General features: G+C 59.9%; 16 protein-coding genes. 3 read left to right on the top strand and 13 right to left on the bottom strand.

Annotated elements, in window-relative coordinates; genetic code table 11:
- Nucleotides 1-174 precede the first annotated feature (174 nt).
- Nucleotides 175-4,827, top strand: coding sequence for an autotransporter outer membrane beta-barrel domain-containing protein (locus GNP00_RS23745; protein WP_157038126.1), 4,653 nt, complete (start codon nucleotides 175-177; stop codon nucleotides 4,825-4,827).
- Between the two features lie 141 nt (nucleotides 4,828-4,968).
- Here GNP00_RS23745 and cyoD read toward each other — a convergent pair whose 3' ends face one another.
- From cyoD to cyoA, 4 genes are read right to left on the bottom strand one after another with little or no spacing between them, the layout of a single operon-like run.
- Nucleotides 4,969-5,280 carry a cytochrome o ubiquinol oxidase subunit IV gene (gene cyoD / locus GNP00_RS16085; protein ID WP_011582845.1) on the bottom strand — a complete coding sequence of 104 codons (312 nt, stop codon included), beginning with the start codon at nucleotides 5,278-5,280 and terminating at the stop codon, nucleotides 4,969-4,971.
- Nucleotides 5,277-5,882: a cytochrome o ubiquinol oxidase subunit III gene (gene cyoC, locus GNP00_RS16080; RefSeq protein WP_011582846.1), complete on the bottom strand. Its 606-nt coding sequence runs from the start codon at nucleotides 5,880-5,882 to the stop codon at nucleotides 5,277-5,279. The genes cyoD and cyoC overlap by 4 nt, the downstream gene beginning before the upstream one ends.
- Nucleotides 5,879-7,909, bottom strand: coding sequence for a cytochrome o ubiquinol oxidase subunit I (gene cyoB / locus GNP00_RS16075; protein ID WP_011582847.1), 2,031 nt, complete (start codon nucleotides 7,907-7,909; stop codon nucleotides 5,879-5,881). Before cyoB ends, cyoC begins: the two co-directional genes overlap by 4 nt.
- A gap of 19 nt (nucleotides 7,910-7,928) precedes the next feature.
- Nucleotides 7,929-8,816, bottom strand: a complete 888-nt coding sequence (gene cyoA / locus GNP00_RS16070; RefSeq protein ID WP_049764852.1) for a ubiquinol oxidase subunit II — start codon at nucleotides 8,814-8,816, stop codon at nucleotides 7,929-7,931.
- Nucleotides 8,817-9,034: 218 nt separating this feature from the next.
- Here cyoA and GNP00_RS16065 point away from each other — a divergent pair, with 218 nt between their 5' ends.
- Nucleotides 9,035-9,229 carry a hypothetical protein gene (locus GNP00_RS16065; RefSeq protein ID WP_166016166.1) on the top strand — a complete coding sequence of 65 codons (195 nt, stop codon included), beginning with the start codon at nucleotides 9,035-9,037 and terminating at the stop codon, nucleotides 9,227-9,229.
- Nucleotides 9,230-9,239: 10 nt separating this feature from the next.
- On the opposite strand, the gene GNP00_RS16060 is transcribed toward GNP00_RS16065, so the two are convergent.
- From GNP00_RS16060 to GNP00_RS16030, 7 genes are all read right to left on the bottom strand, one after another.
- Entirely contained in the window at nucleotides 9,240-9,821 is a 582-nt protein-coding gene (locus GNP00_RS16060; RefSeq protein ID WP_011582849.1) for a cupin domain-containing protein, read from the bottom strand.
- Nucleotides 9,822-9,832: 11 nt separating this feature from the next.
- Nucleotides 9,833-10,765 carry an HpcH/HpaI aldolase/citrate lyase family protein gene (locus tag GNP00_RS16055; protein WP_011582850.1) on the bottom strand — a complete coding sequence of 311 codons (933 nt, stop codon included), beginning with the start codon at nucleotides 10,763-10,765 and terminating at the stop codon, nucleotides 9,833-9,835.
- A gap of 19 nt (nucleotides 10,766-10,784) precedes the next feature.
- Nucleotides 10,785-11,546: an ABC transporter permease gene (locus GNP00_RS16050; protein ID WP_011582851.1), complete on the bottom strand. Its 762-nt coding sequence runs from the start codon at nucleotides 11,544-11,546 to the stop codon at nucleotides 10,785-10,787.
- A 5-nt stretch (nucleotides 11,547-11,551) separates the two neighbouring features.
- On the bottom strand, nucleotides 11,552-12,328 hold the full coding sequence (locus tag GNP00_RS23415; RefSeq protein WP_011582852.1) for an ABC transporter permease subunit: 777 nt from the start codon (nucleotides 12,326-12,328) through the stop codon (nucleotides 11,552-11,554).
- A complete protein-coding gene (locus tag GNP00_RS16040; RefSeq protein ID WP_011582853.1) occupies nucleotides 12,325-13,092 on the bottom strand; it encodes an ABC transporter ATP-binding protein in 768 nt (255 codons plus the stop codon). Before GNP00_RS16040 ends, GNP00_RS23415 begins: the two co-directional genes overlap by 4 nt.
- A 6-nt stretch (nucleotides 13,093-13,098) precedes the next feature.
- Nucleotides 13,099-14,040, bottom strand: a complete 942-nt coding sequence (locus tag GNP00_RS16035; protein ID WP_011582854.1) for an ABC transporter substrate-binding protein — start codon at nucleotides 14,038-14,040, stop codon at nucleotides 13,099-13,101.
- Nucleotides 14,041-14,260: 220 nt separating this feature from the next.
- On the bottom strand, nucleotides 14,261-16,207 hold the full coding sequence (locus GNP00_RS16030; RefSeq protein ID WP_166016162.1) for an acyl-CoA synthetase: 1,947 nt from the start codon (nucleotides 16,205-16,207) through the stop codon (nucleotides 14,261-14,263).
- Nucleotides 16,208-16,315: 108 nt separating this feature from the next.
- Here GNP00_RS16030 and GNP00_RS16025 point away from each other — a divergent pair, with 108 nt between their 5' ends.
- Entirely contained in the window at nucleotides 16,316-17,230 is a 915-nt protein-coding gene (locus GNP00_RS16025; RefSeq protein WP_011582856.1) for a LysR family transcriptional regulator, read from the top strand.
- A 239-nt stretch (nucleotides 17,231-17,469) separates the two neighbouring features.
- On the opposite strand, the gene GNP00_RS16020 is transcribed toward GNP00_RS16025, so the two are convergent.
- On the bottom strand, nucleotides 17,470-18,315 hold the full coding sequence (locus tag GNP00_RS16020; RefSeq protein ID WP_011582857.1) for a fumarylacetoacetate hydrolase family protein: 846 nt from the start codon (nucleotides 18,313-18,315) through the stop codon (nucleotides 17,470-17,472).
- Between the two features lie 38 nt (nucleotides 18,316-18,353).
- The gene (locus GNP00_RS16015) at nucleotides 18,354-19,088 is read right to left on the bottom strand and encodes an SDR family oxidoreductase (protein ID WP_041544873.1); all 735 of its coding nucleotides are present in this window, start codon (nucleotides 19,086-19,088) and stop codon (nucleotides 18,354-18,356) included.
- Between the last annotated feature and the right edge of the window lie 24 nt (nucleotides 19,089-19,112).

The raw sequence follows: 19,112 nt of genomic DNA, 5'->3' as shown, positions 1-19,112 counted from the left end.
ATGATGAGTGATGCTGCAGGAGTCGGGAGGGTATACCTCAAGCCATAAAATAGAACATGCAAATAGATCGCACCGTATCACTTTTAAATTCATTTTAGGTGGGGGTAAAGCTTGAAAAATCCTAAAAATGCTATTTCGACTGAGATCTATTCTCATGGTGCCGTCGAGACAGCGGTGCCGGCAAGTGCTCATCGTCCCGCGTTTCATTCAACGCTGCATATGCTTGCGCGCTCCCCAAGTCTGGCGCCTATCCGGCGTCTGCGATCCGGTGTCTCTTGTGCAGCGGTTGCGGCGGCCTGCATATTCCCGCTCCCGGCCCTGGGCGGCAGTTATTTCGTCTCCAATGAAACCGAGCTTCGCCAAGCCATTGCCGATGCGAACGCCGACGGTGATCCAGATGCAAGGATCACGCTCACCGCCGACGTAACCTTACCCACCTCCATCTCTTTTCCGTCGCTCACTAAACCCGTAACCATAGACACAGGCGAATTCGTGCTGCGGGGCGACAGCGGCACCGTTTGGGGGCAGCAGTACACACTATATTTTCCCAGCGGCCACTTGATCATCGATGGCACGGTTCAGGCGGGTAACGCCCCCGGTGGCTATTCAAGTGGAGACGGCATTGCCGGTGTCGCGGTCGCCATGGACAAGGACGGCACTATCGAAAACAACGGCACGGTCATAGGAGGCAGCGGCGCAATCATCAGCGGCACTGGCGCTTCCGGCTTCTATGGGGGCCCCGGCATCTTCGTATGGGACGACGGCGTCACTGTCATTAACAATGGCGAAGCGCGGGGCGGAAAAGGCGAAGATATCGACGTCGGCGGCGAAAACGACGATACGGTGGATACGCGCGCTGGCACAGGTGGCGCAGGGCTGGTTTTCCGGAAGAGCAGCAGCTCCGTAAACAACGGCACGCTCCTTGGCGGTGAGGGCGGAAGTATCAGAAATCCTGGTTCCAACAGGCAGTTCGGTGGCAATGGGGGCGTCGGTGCGGCATTTCTGGGCGGCGGCGTCCACGTCAACAATGGTACCATTCAAGGAGGGGCCGGCGGTCGTGGGATCAACGGTGCCGAGTCCGGCCATGGTGCAGGTGGCACAGGCGTGCGGCTCGTCGGCGGCTCGCTCACCAATAGCGCCAGCGGCCGCATCGTCGGTGCGAATGGCCAGGCGGGCGGCGGTGCCGGTGATCGCGGGGGTAGTCGGGGAGGGACTGGCCTCGTTCTGACGAACGCCAGTTTCGTCAATATGGGCGTGGTTCAGGCGGGTGATAGCGGCGCCAATGCCCAAGCCGGCACAGGTATCGTGGCCTCAAACGCCACCATAATCAACAGCGGAACAATCAGCGCCGGCACGAATGACGTGGGCACGCGCGGCGTTGCCATTGAATTCACGGAGAACACCACCAACACGCTCGAGCTGCGTGCAGGATCGAATGTTGCCGGCTTGGTCTCGGCGCGCGGAGCCGACATGCTGGTGCTCGGCGGAGAAGCCGACGCCACCTTCGACGCAGGCCGCATCGGCGGCGCATTGAATCCGGCTGGCCAGTTTCAGCAGTTCGAAAGCTTCAAAAAGACGGGAGCGAGCACCTGGACACTGACTGGGACGACCCCCGAGCTCACCCCCTGGGAACTCGACGAGGGGGTGCTGTCGGTCTCCAGCGACGGCAGTCTCGGCGCGGCCGGGGGAACGCTTACCTTCAACGGCGGGACGCTGCGGGTGACGGGTACGGAAATGGCATATACGCCGCGGAACCTGGTGTGGGGAGAAAAAGGTGGCAGTATCGACATCGCCGCCGCTGGGCATACATTCATGCTCGCGCAGCAGCTCACCGGCGGAGGTTCGTTGACAAAGCTAGGCGCGGGTACGCTGGCGCTGACCGGGGCTGGCCAACACACCGGCGGTACGACAATTGCGTCGGGTACACTGCAAATCGGCGCCGGCGGCGCCTCGGGTAGCCTTTCCGGCGATGTCGTGAATAACGGCACGCTCGCTTTCAACCGGTCGAACAATGCGATCTTCGCCGGCATCGTCTCCGGCAGCGGCGGCCTGCGCCAGATCGGCTCAGGCAGCACGAGCTTGACCGGCGCCAACAGCTATGCCGGTGCAACGAGTGTCGAGGCGGGAAGCCTGTTCGTCAACGGCGATCAATCGGCGGCAACGGGGCGCACCACCGTGCATTCCGCAGCCACGCTCGGCGGCACAGGCATACTCGGCGGGGGAGCGACGATAGCCGATGGTGGCGCGCTCGATCCGGGTGAGTTAGGCAGCGCCCCCGGCACACTGACAGTCAAGGGTGATCTCGCGCTCGCGCAGGGCTCGATCCTCAACTACAACTTTGGCCAGGCGGGCGTCGTCGGCGGTCCGCTCAACGACCTTGTCGAAATCAGCGGCGATCTCGTGCTCGATGGCACGCTCAACGTCGCCACCTCCTCTGGCGGAAGCTTCAGTCCTGGCGTCTACCGCGTCATCAATTACGGCGGCACGTTGACTGACAACGGTCTTTTGCTCGGTACCCTCCCTTCCGCCGGGGTTTCCTTGCAGCTGTCCGTTGCAAATCAGGTCAATCTCATCAATGCGGGTGACATGAAATTGAACTTCTGGGACGGCTCAGCCGGCCCGAAGGATGACGGCGCGATTGATGGCGGCGACGGAGTTTGGCAGAACTCCGCCGGCAACGATAACTGGACCGATGCCGCTGGCGCGGTCAACGCACCATTCGAGGATGGCGCCTTTGCCACCTTCATGGGCACGCCCGGCAAGGTAGTGGTGGACGAAAGCCTGGGCGCTGTTTCCGCAGCCGGCATGCAGTTTGCCACCGACGGTTATCGCATCGAGGGCGACAGGCTGACTTTGGTCGGGCCCACCTCGACCATTCGCGTCGGAGTCGGCACAGCAGCCGGTAAGGGAATGACCGCGACGATTGCATCCGAACTCTCCGGTAGCCCAGAACTCGTCAAGGAGGATGCGGGGATCCTCGTGCTGACCGGCAGCAACAGCTATAATGGCGGCACCAGGATCACCGGCGGCACGCTCAGGATTGCGAGCGACGGCAATCTGGGCGCTGCGGCGGGCGGCGTGATCCTCGACGGCGGCACTCTCAACACGACGGCGGATATCGCCACAGACCGTGCGTTTACGCTCGAGGGTGGTGGCGCGCTGTCGACGGACTTGGGCACTCGTCTGACCCTGGGCGGATCGCTCACCGGAGCCGGCAACCTCTTCAAGACAGGTGCAGGCACCCTTCTGTTGGCAGGGGACGCCAACTATACTGGCGGCACGATACTTGAGGCTGGCACGCTCAAGGCAGCAGCAGCCGACATGTTCAGCGCCGGCTCGGCCCACACGGTTCTGCAGGCCGGAACGCTCCACCTTTCTGGCTTTGATCAGACGGTGGCTTGGCTCGATAATGCGGGCGACGTGGTGATGGGCGGCGCGCCAGGCACCACGTTGAGCATAACGGGTGACTACAAAGGCAGCGGCGGCACCATCCGTTTCAATACGGCTTTAGGCGAAGATGCCTCGAAGACCGACAGGCTGGTCGTCGGCGGCGCCACCTCCGGTTCCACCAACCTCAAGGTCGTCAATGCCGGCGGCAGAGGAGCGCCAACGAGGGAAGGCATCAAGGTGGTCGACGTAGAGGGGGCATCGGAAGGCACCTTCAGCCTCGTCGGAGATTACCTCTACAAGGGCGAGCAGGCCGTGGTCGCCGGCGCCTACGCCTACCGGCTGTTCAAGAACGGCATCAGCACGCCGACGGACGGTGACTGGTATTTGCGCTCGGCTTTGGCCGGCGACCCCACCAACCCGCAGTACCAGCCGGGCGTGCCCCTCTACGAGGTCTATCCGCAGTCCCTGCAGAGCTTCAACAGCTTGGGCACGCTGCGAGAGCGCGTAGGCAACAGATCGTGGGCAGACGAAAGGGGGCAGGCTTCGGCCGGGTACGGCCTATCGCAGAGCGATGCGTTACAGAGCGACGACGTTGACCTTAGCGGCAACTGGGCTCGTATCGAGGCGGCGCACGGAGCCTTTTCACCGGAGATCACCACCGCAGGTGCCGATTACACTCTATCCACATGGAAGATTCAGGGCGGTGCCGACAGGCTGGTGCATCAGGACGGAAACGGCAAGCTGGTCGCGGGATTTTCCCTCCACGCCGGATCGATCTCGGCCGATATTACATCAGTGCATGGCGACGGCACGATCAATACCATCGGTTACGGTTTCACCGGCACACTGACTTGGTACGGCGAGAGTGGCTTCTACATTGACGGTCAGGGCCGGGCGAGTTGGTTCAACAGCGACATCAACTCCACGACGGCCAACAGAGAACTCGGTCAAGACAACACCGCCTTCGGTTACTCGGTAAGCATCGAGGGAGGCAAACGGATGGCGATTGGCGATAACTGGTCGCTCACGCCTCAGGTCCAGCTCGCCTATTCGTCGGTTGATTTCAACGCCTTCACAGATACCTTTGGTTCCGCCGTATCGCTCGATCGCAGTGACAGTCTGCTGGGCCGGCTCAGTCTTTCCGCCGACTACGAAAATACATGGATTACCGGAACAGGGCGAAAAAGCCGCGCCAACGTCTATGGTATTGCCAGCCTCTATAACGAATTTCTCAACGGCTCGACAGTCGCGGTTTCGGGGGAGAAATTCACCAGCAAGAACGAGCCGCTCTGGGGCGGCATCGGCTTTGGCGGATCATACAACTGGGCCGACGACAGCTACGCGGTTTACGGTGAGGTTTTGGCCAAAGGCAGCCTTGAGAACTTAGGTGATAATTATTCGCTCAACTGGACAGCCGGCTTCCGCGCGATATGGTAATATCGCGGCATCCTCTAGCCAGTAATATTTGACCGAGTTTGTTTACAACAGAAGATAATTAGGGCCAGCAAGCCGCTGGCCCGCCCCTCAGAAGGTCGTCCTCCGCGCGATAACAATCGAGCCGTTGTGCGGTGCTCCAGTCTACCTCATGCGGCTGTGCAGGTCGAACATGATCCAAAAACTGCCGCCCAGCATGATGAGGATGAGAATGGCCGCAAAAGCGAATGCCAGGATATTCTCACGCGGCGTAGTCGAGAAATTCATGTGCAGGAAATACCACAGATGTACGAACACCTGCACAACGGCCGCGACGGTAACTACGGCGAGGCTCTGCGCGCGGGGCGCGGCACCCGTGGCGACGATCGCGAAGGGGATTGCCGTTAGCACCAGCGCCAGCACGAAGCCCGTCAGGTACTGTGTTAAAGACCGGCCGGTGCTTGCCTGCTGTTTCATTCGATCAATCCCGGAAGGTAGACGACGGAGAAGATGCCGATCCAGATGATGTCCAGAAAGTGCCAGAACAGCCCCAGCCGCTCGAGGCGCGAAACGACCGGAACCGAGAGCCCCTTCAGCGCCACCTGGGCCATCATGACAAGGATCCAAACGAGGCCGATGCTCACGTGAAGGCCGTGCGTGCCGACAAGGGTGAAAAAGGCCGAGAGTGCGCCGCTCTGGTCCGGCCCCGCGCCCGCCGCGATCATGCTCCGAAACTCGGTCAATTCCATAAGTACGAAGCCGAGGCCAAGCGCGAAGGTGACGAGCAGCCATAGCTGAACAGCCGGGCGTCGGCCCGTCCCGATCGCCACCGTGGCGAAGCCGAAGGTAATGCTGCTCGCAAGCAGGATCATGGTTTCGGCAAAAACATGGGTGAGGTCGAATTGGCTGTGCGGCGGCGGTGCATCGGCAACATTGCCGGCCATCACCACGTAAGTGGCGAAGAGCAAGGCGAAGATGATCGCGTCGCTCATCAGATAGAGCCAGAACCCAAACGCCTTTTCTTCCCGCGGAGTGGAATGGGAATGCGCGTCGCTGGCTGCGGCGGCGGCTTCTGTCATGCAGCGCTTCCTGGAAGCGGTTCGGCGGCGGTTGAAGGTTGATCCACGCTCTTGGGCACCGCCCTGGCAAGTGCACCATAACGCGCGTTCTCGATCTCCTCGACCTCGGCGGCAGAGATGCGGAACTCAGTGTCGTCGTTGAAGGCACGCGCGATGAGCGCGGCTGCCACGCCAAGGAGCGACGCAAGCGCCAGCCACCAGATATGCCAGACGACGCCGAAGCCGAGCACGAAACCAAGGCCGCCCAGCAGGATACCGACCGCGGTGTTTTTGGGCATTTCAATATCGGCATAATGCTTGGGCCGCTTATAGGCCACGCCGCGCTTCCTCATCTCATGGAAGGCGTCGATCTCGTCCGCCCGCGGCAGAACGGCGAAATTATATGGCGCGGGCGGCGACGAGGTTAGCCATTCCAGCGTGCGCCCGTTCCACGGGTCTCCCGTAAGCTCGCGCGTCTCATGGCGCCGTCGGATGCTGACGATGAGTTGCACGATCAGGCAAACGATGCCGAGGAGGATGACCATGGCTCCAAGTGCTGCGACGATCAGGAGCGGCTGCCATTCGGGAGCGTTGTAGTGTTCCATGCGGCGCGGCATGCCCATGAAGCCCAACGCGTAGAGCGGCATGAAGGCGAGATAGAAGCCCACGAGCCAGCACCAGAAGGAGCGCGCGCCCCAACGCTCGTCGAGGGTGAAGCCGAAGGCCTTGGGGAACCAGTACATGTAGCCCGCAAGGAAGCCGAAAAGGACCCCGGGTATGAGCATGTTGTGGAAATGGGCGACCAGAAAGGTCGTGTTGTGCATCAGATAGTCGGCCGGCGGCAGAGCCAGGAGCACGCCGGTCATGCCGCCAATGACGAAGGTCACGATGAAGCCGACGGTCCACAGCATCGGCGGGGTGAACTCGATGCGCCCGCGATACATGGTGAAGAGCCAGTCGAAGACCTTCACCCCCGTCGGCACGGCGATAATCATGGTGGCCACGCCAAAGAAGGCGTTGACGCTGGCGCTGGAGCCCATGGTGAAGAAGTGGTGCAGCCACACCGTGAAGGAGAGGAGGGCGATGGCCGCAGTCGCGTAGACGAGAGAGCGATAGCCGAACAGTCGCTTGCGTGAGAAGGTTGCCACCACCTCCGAGAAGACGCCGAAAGCCGGCAGGATGAGGATATACACCTCCGGGTGTCCCCAGATCCAGAACAGGTTGATGTAGTTCATCATGTTGCCGCCCGCCTCATTGGTGAAGAAATGCATGCCGAGCAGGCGGTCGAGCGCCAGCATCGAACAGACAACCGTGAGGGCAGGAAAGGCGAAGATCATCAGGATCGAGGAGCACAGCGCCGTCCATGTGAAGAGCGGCATGCGCATCAGCTTCATGCCGGGAGCGCGGCGCTTCAGGATCGTGACGACAAAGTTGATGCCGGTGAGCGTCGATCCGACGCCGCTGATCAGCAGCGCCCAGATCCAGTAATCGACGCCCACATCCGGGCTGTAGGCGATGCCCGAATAGGGGGGATAGCCGGTCCAGCCAGCGGTGGAGAAGGTTCCGATCACCAGCGAAATCATAACCAGCCCGGCGCCGGCAGAAGTTAGCCAGAAGCTTACCGAATTGAGGAACGGGAAGGCAACGTCGCGCGCACCGATCTGCTGGGGCACGACGATATTGACGAGACCGGTCATGAACGGCATCGCCATGAAGAAGATCATGATCGTGCCATGGGAAGAGAAGATCTGGTCGAAGTGGTCGGGCGGCAGATAACCATCGGAGTTGAGCGCGAAGGCCTGTTGCGCCCGCATCATGAGGGCGTCGATGAAGCCGCGCAGCAACATTGCAAGCGCCAGCATCACATACATAACGCCGATGCGTTTATGGTCGACGCTGGTCAGCCACTCCTTCCAGACATAACGCCATGCGCCGAGCCAGGTTATGACGCCCAGAAAGAGGAGCCCGCACAGCACTGTGACAGCCGCTCCGCCCATGGCCACCCAGCTGTAGAAGGGCAGCGCGTCGATCGTCAGTTTGCCAAGCATTAAACGACCTCCCTCGGCCCTATTCGTGGCCTGAATGGCCGGCAGCGGGATGCGCGGCGTATTTTGCAATGACGCTTTCGAACAGGCCCGGCTGGACGCCCGAATAGTAGGTAACGGGATGACCGATGCTAGGCTTCGCCAGGCTTTCGTACGCTGCCGCGTCGAGGCGGCCGGGTGATTGCCTGACCCGCTGCAGCCACGCCTCGAAACCTGCCGGCGTTTCGGCCATGACGGAGAAATGCTGATCGGCGAAGCCGTCGCCGCTGTATTGCGTGTTGCGGCCCGTGAACGTGCCCGGCGCATTGGCCAGGAAATTGAGCCGTGTCTGGATCCCCGCCATGGCGTAGATCTGCCCGGCGAGCGCCGGCACGTAGAAGGAATTCATCACAGTGTCGGAGGTGATCCTGAGATTCACCGGTCTGCCACTGGGGAAGACCAATTCATTGACCGCTGCCACGCCCTGGCTGGGATAGATGAACAGCCATTTCCAATCCTGGGCGATGACCAGGACCTCCAATGGTTCGGCCTTGGCGGCAAGCGTCCTGTATGGATCGAGCTTGTGCGTGGCATTCCACAGAAGCACGCCGAGCGCGATCACAATCAGGGCGGGCACGACCCAAACGACGGTTTCGATGGCTGGAGAAAAGGACCAGTCGGGCGCGTAACGCGCCTTCTTGTTGGAGGCGCGGTAGCGGGTGACGAACAGAAAGGTCATGAGGAAGACCGGGATGACCACGATCAGCATCACCGCGAGCGCGGTGAACAGCAGATCGCGCTCGGCCAATGCGATCGGACCCTTCGGGTCGATCACCGGAGATCTGCTGAACACGCAGCCTCCGAGCGGCAACGCCGCGATGGCGGCTAGCAAACCTCTGGATCGGCTGAAGATCGCCTGCCGCTTTGTCATTCCGGCGCTGCCGCAAACTCGATATTCACTCGGATTCCGGTCAGCTACCAATCGTCACCTGAGTGCTGGGGATTCCGCTCCATACGCTCCCTTCGAAGCCCCCAAAGAAAGCGACTCAGCACCAAACTATGCCACAGAGAAGCATTCCGAAACAGCCTGCTGGTTTCCCGGTCCAGGCCTGCTCGATCATTTGCCCATCAAGCTCATCTGCTTCTCACATGTCCAATGCCGACGTCAGCTGGTTTGTGGGAGTGCTGTTACAACAATTGGCGAACATGGGGAGAGCCGCCGCGATATACAGCGATCATCGATTTCCGATCGAAATCGTTTGCCCGCTCCTCCTGGTGGATTGCTGGTTCGATGTGCGCCCGCGCGAAGTCGAAGAGGTTCTGCTCGACCGCTGGTTAACGTAACATCTCCCCGTTAAGCCTCGCGGGCTCCTTCAAGCTGATTTTTCAGGTCCGGATCGAAACGCCCGTCGATGAGAATGAAGGCGATCAAGCACGGCTCCTTGGATCGGTTCGACCATGCATGGTTCGTGCCGCATTGGACCACGATGTCTCCAGCTTTGAGATGCACGTCCTCATCGTCCAGCAGCATCGTGATTTCTCCGGAAAGAACGATCGCGTAATCTATCGTCTCGGTGCGGTGCATGAGCGGGTGGCGCGAGCCAGCCGAAACGCCGTGGGCGTTTCCAAGCTCTGTGAAGAGCTGCGTAGACTCCTGCGGTGTCATCCTCGCGATCGTCTCGGATTCCGGAGGGAAATGGTTGATACGCAGCACGGATCCGCCGGGTGTCGGACGCTGGCGCCGCGGGCCGAGTGTTGGCTCCCCGGGCTGCGCCACGATATTTGCCGGCGTCTCGAAGGTGCGCCAGACATCGACGGAGAAGAAGTCCGGATCGCGCGGATTGAGGTGAACGAATGGCGCAGGACCATCGGAAATGACGATGGCACGCCCGGCCGCATTGTGACCCGTTACCACGCGACGTACCTGCTTCTGCATTGGCTTATCCTTCAACGCTTCTCGTCTTTGGAGCCATCGTGTTGTTGTGATGCCGGAACACCCGCCGCGGCGGCGAAGGACAGGATGCGCTCGGCTCGCTTTGCGTTCGCAAGATCGACCATCATGCCTTCGAAGCGGATGGCGCCTTGCCCCCTCGCTTCTGCTTCGCGGTATGCATCCAACAACCGGCGGGCCTTCTCGATTTCGTCAGTGCTTGGCATGAAGGCGCGATTGATCACGGGGACCTGGCGCGGATGGATAGCAATCTTCCCGGTGAAGCCTAACATGCGGGCGCGGCTCACCTCTGCCTCCAGGGCATCGTCGCTCCCCAGATTCATGAAGGCTCCATCGACCAGCCATTCCGCTTTCGCCGCGCGGGCGTCACATACGAACTTGCCGCGCGCATAGGCAAGCGCATCTCCCGCCGCCGTCCAATAGCCGCCGATGTCCATCATCAGGTCGCCCTCCTCCGCGCTGGCAAGTCCAGCGCCGCGAACCCGAGGCATATTCTGCAGAATTTCGAACATGTTGCGCAGTCCGAGACACGTCTCGACCACGATCATGATCCCAATCGCACCGCTTGCGAGCCCTGCGCGCTGTTCAAACTTGGTCAACGCGCGATCCACATCGAGCAGATCCTTGGCATCATCCACCTTGGGCACCATTAGCGCTTGTGACGGATGGGGCGCCAGCACCGAAATATCCTCATCGACAAGTCCTGAGGACGGGTGGTTGATGCGAACGAATGTCAGCCGATGCGCGGACCTCGCCAACGCGTCGGCGACGTGTTGCCGGGCCTCCCCCTTCATGTCTGTGGAGACCGAATCTTCAAGGTCCAGGACGAGGGCGTCCGCTCCGGTAGCTTCCGCCTTGGCAAACAGGTCCCGTCGTGCGCCCGGCACGAACAGGATGCTGCGCAGTGTCGAAATCCGGTCCAAGGTCATCTAGTCCTCCAGCCAATCCTCATGAGGCCGAAGCCGAAAGCGGCCAGCGTCGCAAAATCGCGCGCTCGAGCCCCGAGAAAGCGGCAGTAAGGCCGTAGCCAAAGAGACCCATCACGGCCAGAAGGCCGAATACCTCCGCCGCGTTGAAGTTGCGCTGGGCCGCGATCATCAGGCTGCCGATGCCGGATTCGCCGGTGAACATCTCGACCACCAGCGTGACGACTACGCTTTGTGGAAGCGCGATTCGAATGCCCAGGAGCAGAGACGGGATGGTTGCCGGCAACACGACCTTGGACAGCGTTTCGAACCAGGTCATCCGGAGCGAGCGGGCAACGTCGAAAGTGAGGTTGTGAATCTGCGAGACCCCGGCGATCGTGTTCAACATCACGGGCCAGAACGCTGCAAAGGCAATCACCGACACCTTCATCGTCATGGTATAGCCGAGCAGCAGGACAGCAAGCGGTATGATCACCGGTGGAGGAAGCGCGCGCAGGTATTCGAGCACAAGGCTTGTCCAATGACGGAAGCCCGGCAAGGTGCCTATGACAAGGCCGAGGACAAAACCGACCAATGAGGCCGCCGCCAGGCTCAGGCCGATGAGGGAAAGCGTGGCGTTCAGCGCCGGGAAAAACGTATCCGCGGCGATGAGATCGGCAATGGCCGGCCACCAGGTTGCGGGTGGCGGAAAAAGCGCGGACTCCTTGTCTCCGGCATACTGCCAGACGCCGATAGCTATAACCAGTGGCAGGAATCCCTTCGCCGCATTCGCCAGTGCTAGCATAGCCCTCACCTCCCCATCAGCGAATTTGGCCGCCGGAACTCACCTGGCAGCAATATCTTGCTCGCGACGACGAGGAAGTGGTTGAAGAGAACGCCCAGAAGGCCGATCAGTATGATATAGGCGAACATGAGGTTGGGATTGAGAGCCTGTGCCTCGCGGACCACCGCATACCCCAGCCCTTCCGGATTGCCGATCATTTCGACGACGATGGCGAGGACCAGCGAGAGTGACATGCTCAGCCGGCAACCCACAAGAACCGAGGGAGCGGCGGCGGGAATCAGAATCTTGAAGAGAATTTCGCTGCGGTGCAGCTTCAGCGACCTCGCCACTTCCCTGAGCCGTGTCGATGTGGAGAGGACGCCGCCCATCGTGCCGACCAGGATCGGCCAGATGGCGGGGATCGCAATGACAAAAAGCTCGGTCTTCAAGGAAAAGCCGAACATCAGCAGTGCCACCGGGATGAGCGCTACGGGAGGCAGTGGCCGCAGTACCTCGATGCTTGTCATGGTATAGGTACGCAGAGACTTTGAGAGGCCGAGCGCCGCTCCCAAAACAATTCCGATCATGGCCGCGATAACCCAGGAGCCCAAAGCCGCACCGATCGTATGCATCATTTCCGCATACATCGTCGGAGTTGCTATGAGCTCGTTGAAGGCAATCGCTATCGCCGACGGCGGAGGAAGATATTGGAAGCGGATCATTCCGGACTGAATCAGAAACTCCCACGCCAGTACAAAAACCAGCAGACCTCCGATTCCCCGCAGAAGCGGACTGAGCTTCACGAATGTCCTCCAATCGCGTCATGAATCTGATGACGCAAGGCAAGGAACTCAGGCAATTCCCTCGTCGTGATCTGGTTGCGCGGCTTTGGCAGCGCAATATCGAACAGCTGCTCCACGGTACTCGGCGTCCCCCTCAGGACGGCGACGCGATCCCCGAGATAAACGGCCTCCTCGATGTCATGTGTAATAAACACGATGTTTGCGCCGGTCTTGTCGCGAATGTTCAGCAGTTCGTCCTGAAGCGACGCTTTGGTCATCGCATCAAGTGCCGCGAAAGGTTCGTCCATAAGCAGGACGGATGGCTTGAGCGCCAGTGCCCGGGCGATCTGGACGCGCTGTTGCATGCCACCCGAAAGCTGCCATGGATAATCGTTGACGTTTTTCTCAAGGCCGACCAGCCGCAGCGCGTCCATCACGCGGTCTTTCAGTTCCGTCCCCTTGAGCGTCCTCTCTATGCCCAACGCGACATTCCGGCCGACCGTTCGCCATTGCAAAAGGGCGTTGGAATAGTCCTGAAAAACGATGGCGACGTCATTAGCCGGACCATCGATGGGAGCACCGCGAAAATTCGCGGTGCCGCCCGTCTGCCTGGTCAGTCCAGCCATGATCCGCAGCAGCGACGTCTTGCCGGTGCCGGATGCCCCACAGAAAGTAAGTATTTCGCCGTCGGATACGGTGAAGCTTATATTCCGCAGGACGTTCCGGGCTCCCCCAGCGAGTTCATAGGAGAGCGAGACGTCCTCGAGTTCGAAAATGGGCACCATGCGTCTCTATTTTACGGTCGCGATAAGATTCGACGCATCGATCTGTTCTTGCAACTGATCGAGTTCGCGCAGAACCTGAGCCCACACGTCGATTTCTTGTGCTTCCAGTTTCGTTTCGAAATGAGGAAGCTCAAGGGATTGCACGACGGGGGCAGGAAGCTTGGTGTATTTGGCGAGGATCTCGCGGGCCCCATCCGGGTCATTGGCGATGAAGTCCTTCGACTGCTGCAATGCGGCATTCCATTTGGCCGCTGCCTCCTTGTTCTCCTCGGCCCAGCCACGTTCGGAAATCCAGAGTGTAGCCAATACCGGGTTCGCGATCTGCAGCAGCGGGTTTCCGAGCGACAGGTTTCCGGCAGCAAGCATGCGATCCGCAAAGGGCTGCGCGCCGACCGCTACGTCGATGCGGGCGGCCTCAAGTTGGTCGGGCATATTGGAAAAGGGTACCTCGACGGCTCGGATCGAGTTGGCAGGGATGCCTTCCTTCTTCATCCAGTGCAGGAGCGCTACGTGAAGAATGGCGCCCACAGTCGGGGTGCCGACGGTCTTACCGGATATGTCCTTGATGCTGGAAATGCCTGCGTCCTTGCGTGCCACAAGAACATTAGTCGTGCTTCCTTCGACCTCGATATGGCCCCCTGAGATGGCCACCACGTCAAGCCCGCCGGCAGACGCCTTGATCAGGTCGGGAACCGTCACCATTCCCACATCGAGCTGCTTGCCGATGGCCCCCGGCACGAGAGAAATGTTCTGCAGGGGAACGAAGGAGACATCCAGTCCTTGCTCGGCGAAAAATCCCTTATCCTGCGCCACCCATACGACAAGCCCTGGCGCGGCCGGAACGTAGGCAACTCTTAGCGGAAGCTTCTCCTGCGCCATGCTCGGCGCCGAAAGAGCCAATCCCGCGAACAGCGTCACTATCGACGCACGCAACAAGTTCCTGAACATCTGGATCCTCCCATTTCTGTCCATTCGGCGCTTCGATTCCTCGATAGAAGCGCCCTCCTCCAACGTGGTCGAAAAACCACGATTTCTATCATGAGCGCATTCTAACTCAGCAGCTGGGTTTAAATAACCCGGCCATCATAAGGTTCAGTGCATACACGGTATTCGCGCTGTGCATACTGGCATGCTCTTCAACCAACTTTTCCGCCGCCCCGAACACCGCTCACCGCCACTCGATCGCATAGGGATGCGGATAGTGGCCCATCACCTGCGCGATACGTCTGTCCACTTCGGGTTGTTCCTCCTTCGGAACACCCTCGACGGCGATCGAAATCGCGATCCCGAGATTGGCCGAGTTGAGGGCTTTGACCTCCAGCATGCCGGGCTCTGCACTCCCTTCGAAAATGTCCGACAAGACGGAGCGGAATTCTTCCTCGGCGCTGCGCCGTCGAAGCTCGGTTTTCAGAGGCTTCCCGACATCCGTCAGCGGCAACATGTCGACGATTGTGATGCTTTTGGGGAGAGCAGCACGCTCGACTATGCAGTCCTTGAGATAGGCCATCAGGCTCTCCGGCGTCGCCGATGAGCCCGGCACGAGCTGGACGTAAGCGACGGGCAGTTCACCGGCATAGCTATCGGGCTTGCCGACCGCTGCCGCATGGAGAACGGCGGGCAGCTTCAACAGCGGCTCTTCGATCAGGGCCGGATCTATGTTGTGCCCGCCGCGGATGATCACGTCCTTTGCGCGCCCCGTGACGAAAACATATCCGTCCTCATCTATGCGGCCGAGATCGCCGGTGATCAGCCAACCATCCTCCGTACGGCTTGCGGCTGCGTGAGCCGCGTTGACATAGCCTGACGCGACACCAGGTCCTCTGATTTGCAGCATGCCGACCGCTGCCGTATCGGACGGGGACGAATCGTCGGCCTTTCCATCCAAGGGAACGACACGTATCTGCGTATAGGGCAGCCGGATTCCGGAGCTCCCATCCTTTCGCGGACCATCGCGGGGATCGATGGCGATGCTCGCCGTGTTCTCGGTCATGCCGTAGGAGTTGAGGACGCGGACGCCGGAAACTCTTTCGAACTCTGCGCGAACCGATACAGGCAGGGCTGTGGATCCGGTGATGAAGTAGGGGGCGAGCGACGTTAGATTTACCCCCTCCGTTGGGGTCTTCGCCAAGACGGCGAGTGTCGTCGGCACGCCGGATAGGCGCGTGACGCCGTATTTATCGACGAACTTCCAGTAGTTGGACATGTAACGCTTGTCGCGCGCGCCCATGATGCTCGGTATGAGAACGCTCGCGCCGCTCGCCAGGGGCGAGAGGCAGCGGCCGATCAATCCCCCGACATGGAACATCGGCGTGTCGTGGAGGATCACCTCACCGAGCTTCAAACTGGAGGCGAGTTGGAGCGTCCAATGCCGGTAGGACATGTTCCGGTGCGAGAGCTTGACGATCTTAGGCATTCCGGTGGTTCCGCCAGAGTGCACGTAGACCGCAGTCACGTCACCGCTCTTAGGAGTCTCTGCTTCAAGCTCGTCATCCGATAGAGATGCCAGTTGCGCGTCGAGATCATTGTCGAGGACCGTTCCGCCGGGGCCGGCTACGGAAAAAACCGGCAGGCCGGGCGGCAAGGCATCAATGACCGACATCAGGGATTCCCAGATCCTGAAGCCGGGTGTCGGTCCGAGCGCGATCACGGATTTGACCTCGGCCTCCTTTAGGAGATGCAGCAGCGCCGGGGCTTCCAGCATCCAATTTATGGGAAAGGCGATGGAGTTCGCCATGCTGCCAAGAAGCGCCCAATAGATCTGGGGAACAGCCGGAAGCAATACGGCGACGACGTCGTCCGGTCCCAGGCCCCGCGAGCGCAAGAGTGTGGCGGTCCGAGCGATGTTCTGGCGAAAGCTGGCGAAGGTAACCTCGTCAGGCGCGCGATCAACATCTCCGTCGTGGACATAGGATATCGCGACATCGTCAGCATCGCGCGAAGCCAGAGCCAACGAGATCCTTTTGCAGAAGTCCACGACGCCCAGACGATGCTCAAGCGGAACCTCTTCAATCGCCTCCACATCTGCTATTGACCGGTAGGGTCGATCAAGTAAGGCTTCATCCGCTGTTTCCGGCAGCACTTTCCTACCAGGGACACCAGCGGGCGTGTTGGTCATTGTTTCCTCCTTCACAATCCAGCGGTCGAAAGGCATGCCGTTCAGATCCCTATTGCTTAGCGGGAGGGGTGAAAGAAAGAGCTGCCATGGCATAGAAAGTATTCCGAAATGGATAGATGGAAGATTGATCTGTTTACGCTGCGCGGTTTCTCGATCCTGATGGAGGAAAGAAATGTCTCACGCGCGGCTTTCAAGCTGGGCCTGAAGCAGCCGACAATGAGCCGGATGCTGGCAAAGCTGCGAGCTTATTTTGATGATCCGCTGCTGGTCTGGTCCGGCGGCCATATGGTTCCCACGCCGCGCGCCATCTTGCTGGAATCGGAAATCCACCAGGTCTTGGCGACTATGGAGCGGCTTTCGTCCTCTCCCCAGGAATTCGATCCGAAAACAAGCGGACTGACGATCAGGCTTGCGGCAACCGGCTATACGGAAAACGTGTTCTTGGCCCGGGTGATGTCCGAGGTTGCGGTCCGTGCACCCGGAGTGCAGTTGGAAATACGCCCGCCCGATCGCCTTCACGACACCAGCGCTCTCGAAAAGGGCGAGGTCGATTTTCTTGTGGGATGGAACGTCACTCCGGCTCCGGTCCTGCGCTCACGGGTGCTTTTCACGGACGAACTGGTATGCATCGCTCGCGCCGGACATCCGGCGCTTGAAGACGGCAACCTCTCTTACGAACGTTATGTTGCGCTTCCGCACGTCCAGTTCGACACACCGAGCAAGACGACGACGGAACTGCTGCTGCACGAGAGGCTGGCTCAGCGGGGCGATCGGCCTTTTGTCCAGTTTCGCGTGCAGAACCTTCTGACGGTTGCGGAGATCGTCGCGAACTCCGATCTCATCGCCACCGTGTCAAAGCGGTTCGTCATCAGCTATCTTCAGCAATATCAATTGAGCATCGCCGAATTGCCCGTCAGGCTTCCGGTCATGCAGAACCGGGCCTGGTGGCACGAACGCATGCATCGGGAGCCCTACAGCCACTGGTTTCGTTCACTGCTCGCCGAGATCGGAAAGACGATGTAGGCTATATCCTGCGCGCCGGATGGGCGGGCGGAGATGGCAGCGGACTGATCCCCGCAATCTCTCCTTTGGGATCGATGCAGATCTCGGAGATGACGCCGTCAACAAACTCGGCGTGATGGCTCCGACGCCTTGTGCGCGTCGGTGCCTCGTCAGAATAGCGTAACAACGCTCGGTATTGCCGTCGCCGTCAATCAGCAATCCGGAAGTGTTACGGGTGAGGTGTGCGACTTCACCCGTGATCAGATATCGGCGCGCACGTTCTGTTTCTGAGTGCCAAGCCCTTCGATGCCAAGTTCGACAACGTCGCCAGGCTTGAGATAGCGCGGGGGCTTCATACCCATGCCGACGCCGGGGGGCGTGCCTGTGGAGATGATGTCACCAGGCTGCAGCGACATAAACTGCGACAGATAAGAAACGAGATGGCGTATGCCATAGATCATGGTTTTCGACGAACCGTTCTGCATGGTTTCGCCATTGACCGTCAGCCACATGCCGAGATTTTCCGGGTCTGCAATCTCGTCCTTGGTGACGAGCCATGGACCGGTCGGGCCGAACGTGTCGCAGGACTTGCCCTTGGTCCATTGGCCCTGACGTTCGATCTGGAAGGCACGTTCGGAAACGTCGTGAATGGTGCAATAGCCGGCCACATAGTCGAGCGCGTTATCTTCGCTGACATATTTTGCGGTCTTGCCGATGACAATGCCGAGCTCGACCTCCCAGTCGGTCTTTTCAGAACCGCGCGGGATGATGAGATCGTCGTTCGGGCCGACGATCGCCGAAGTGGCCTTCATGAAGATGATCGGCTCGGACGGAACAGCGGCGCCGGTTTCGGCGGCGTGGTCGGAATAGTTGAGACCAATGCAGATGAACTTGCCGGTACCCGCAACACACGGGCCCAGACGCGGGTTGCCTTCGACCTTTGGTAATGAATTGACATCGAGTGAGCCAAGCTTGGCCAGCGCTTCGGGATTCAGAGCTCCACCCGACAGATCGCTGATATGCGCGGACAGGTCACGAATATTGCCGTCGGCATCGAGAAGACCCGGCTTCTCCTGTCCGGTTTCGCCATAGCGAAGAAACTTCATGTGTTTACTCCTGGGAGATTGGTGAAGCGGCTGAGGATTTAAATCGTCCAGCCGCCGTCGATATTGTACGCTTGGCCGGTCGTATAAGTGGCGCCAGCGAGGTAGACGACGAGATCGGCGATCTCTTCAGGCTGGCCTATACGGCCAATCGGTTGACGAGCAATAAAGGCCGCACGCTGCTCTTCATAATTCCCCTGTGCGCGGAGACGATCCTGCAGCGACGGGCTTTCGACCGTGCCGGGGCAGATCGCGTTACAGCGGATGCCTTTGGTGACATAATCGGCAGCAACGGCCTTGGTCAGCCCGATGACCGCAGCCTTCGTGACGCTATAGGCAAAGCGGTTCGGCACACCCTTAACGCTCGATGCAACGGAGGCCATATTGATGATAGCGCCGTCCTTGCGTTCCAACATGCCCGGCAATATTGCACGGATGGTGCGAATCATCGCCTTGACATTGAGATTAACTGCGAAATCGAGATCTTCGTCCTTCATCTCAAGAATTGTGCCGCCGTGAACGACGCCCGCACAGTTGAACAGAATGTCGACCTGCCCGATTTCAGCGACGATTGCCTTGACTTCCGTCTCGTCGAGAACGTTGAGCTTGCGCGTGATGATTCCCGAAACGCCTTCGATCTCCTTCAGCGCGCCCATGTTGATGTCGGTTGCATAGACTTTTGCGCCGGCTTCCGCGAAAGCCAGCGCGCTTGCACGGCCGATCCCTTGAGCTGCGGCTGTGATCAGCGCGGTTTTCCCGTCAAATCGTATCGTCATCTTGAGCCTTCCATTCGACAAGCA

The organism is Chelativorans multitrophicus (genome assembly GCF_011317445.1).
Taxonomy (GTDB): domain Bacteria; phylum Pseudomonadota; class Alphaproteobacteria; order Rhizobiales; family Rhizobiaceae; genus Chelativorans; species Chelativorans multitrophicus.
Note: the sequence above shows the minus strand (reverse complement) of the source record. Positions and strands in the feature narration are given on the sequence as shown.

Bases quoted from the DNA above. Each gene is read 5' to 3' on its own strand.
- GNP00_RS16060 (WP_011582849.1), bottom strand. From the start codon at position 9,821: ATGCAGAAGCAGGTACGTCGCGTGGTAACGGGTCACAATGCGGCCGGG.
- GNP00_RS16065 (WP_166016166.1), top strand. From the start codon at position 9,035: ATGTCCAATGCCGACGTCAGCTGGTTTGTGGGAGTGCTGTTACAACAA.
- GNP00_RS16020 (WP_011582857.1), bottom strand. From the start codon at position 18,315: ATGAAGTTTCTTCGCTATGGCGAAACCGGACAGGAGAAGCCGGGTCTT.
- GNP00_RS16040 (WP_011582853.1), bottom strand. From the start codon at position 13,092: ATGGTGCCCATTTTCGAACTCGAGGACGTCTCGCTCTCCTATGAACTC.
- cyoD (WP_011582845.1), bottom strand. From the start codon at position 5,280: ATGAAACAGCAGGCAAGCACCGGCCGGTCTTTAACACAGTACCTGACG.
- GNP00_RS16015 (WP_041544873.1), bottom strand. From the start codon at position 19,088: ATGACGATACGATTTGACGGGAAAACCGCGCTGATCACAGCCGCAGCT.
- cyoA (WP_049764852.1), bottom strand. From the start codon at position 8,816: ATGACAAAGCGGCAGGCGATCTTCAGCCGATCCAGAGGTTTGCTAGCC.
- GNP00_RS16030 (WP_166016162.1), bottom strand. From the start codon at position 16,207: ATGACCAACACGCCCGCTGGTGTCCCTGGTAGGAAAGTGCTGCCGGAA.
- cyoB (WP_011582847.1), bottom strand. From the start codon at position 7,909: ATGCTTGGCAAACTGACGATCGACGCGCTGCCCTTCTACAGCTGGGTG.
- GNP00_RS16055 (WP_011582850.1), bottom strand. From the start codon at position 10,765: ATGACCTTGGACCGGATTTCGACACTGCGCAGCATCCTGTTCGTGCCG.
- cyoC (WP_011582846.1), bottom strand. From the start codon at position 5,882: ATGACAGAAGCCGCCGCCGCAGCCAGCGACGCGCATTCCCATTCCACT.
- GNP00_RS16025 (WP_011582856.1), top strand. From the start codon at position 16,316: ATGGATAGATGGAAGATTGATCTGTTTACGCTGCGCGGTTTCTCGATC.
- GNP00_RS16035 (WP_011582854.1), bottom strand. From the start codon at position 14,040: ATGTTCAGGAACTTGTTGCGTGCGTCGATAGTGACGCTGTTCGCGGGA.
- GNP00_RS16050 (WP_011582851.1), bottom strand. From the start codon at position 11,546: ATGCTAGCACTGGCGAATGCGGCGAAGGGATTCCTGCCACTGGTTATA.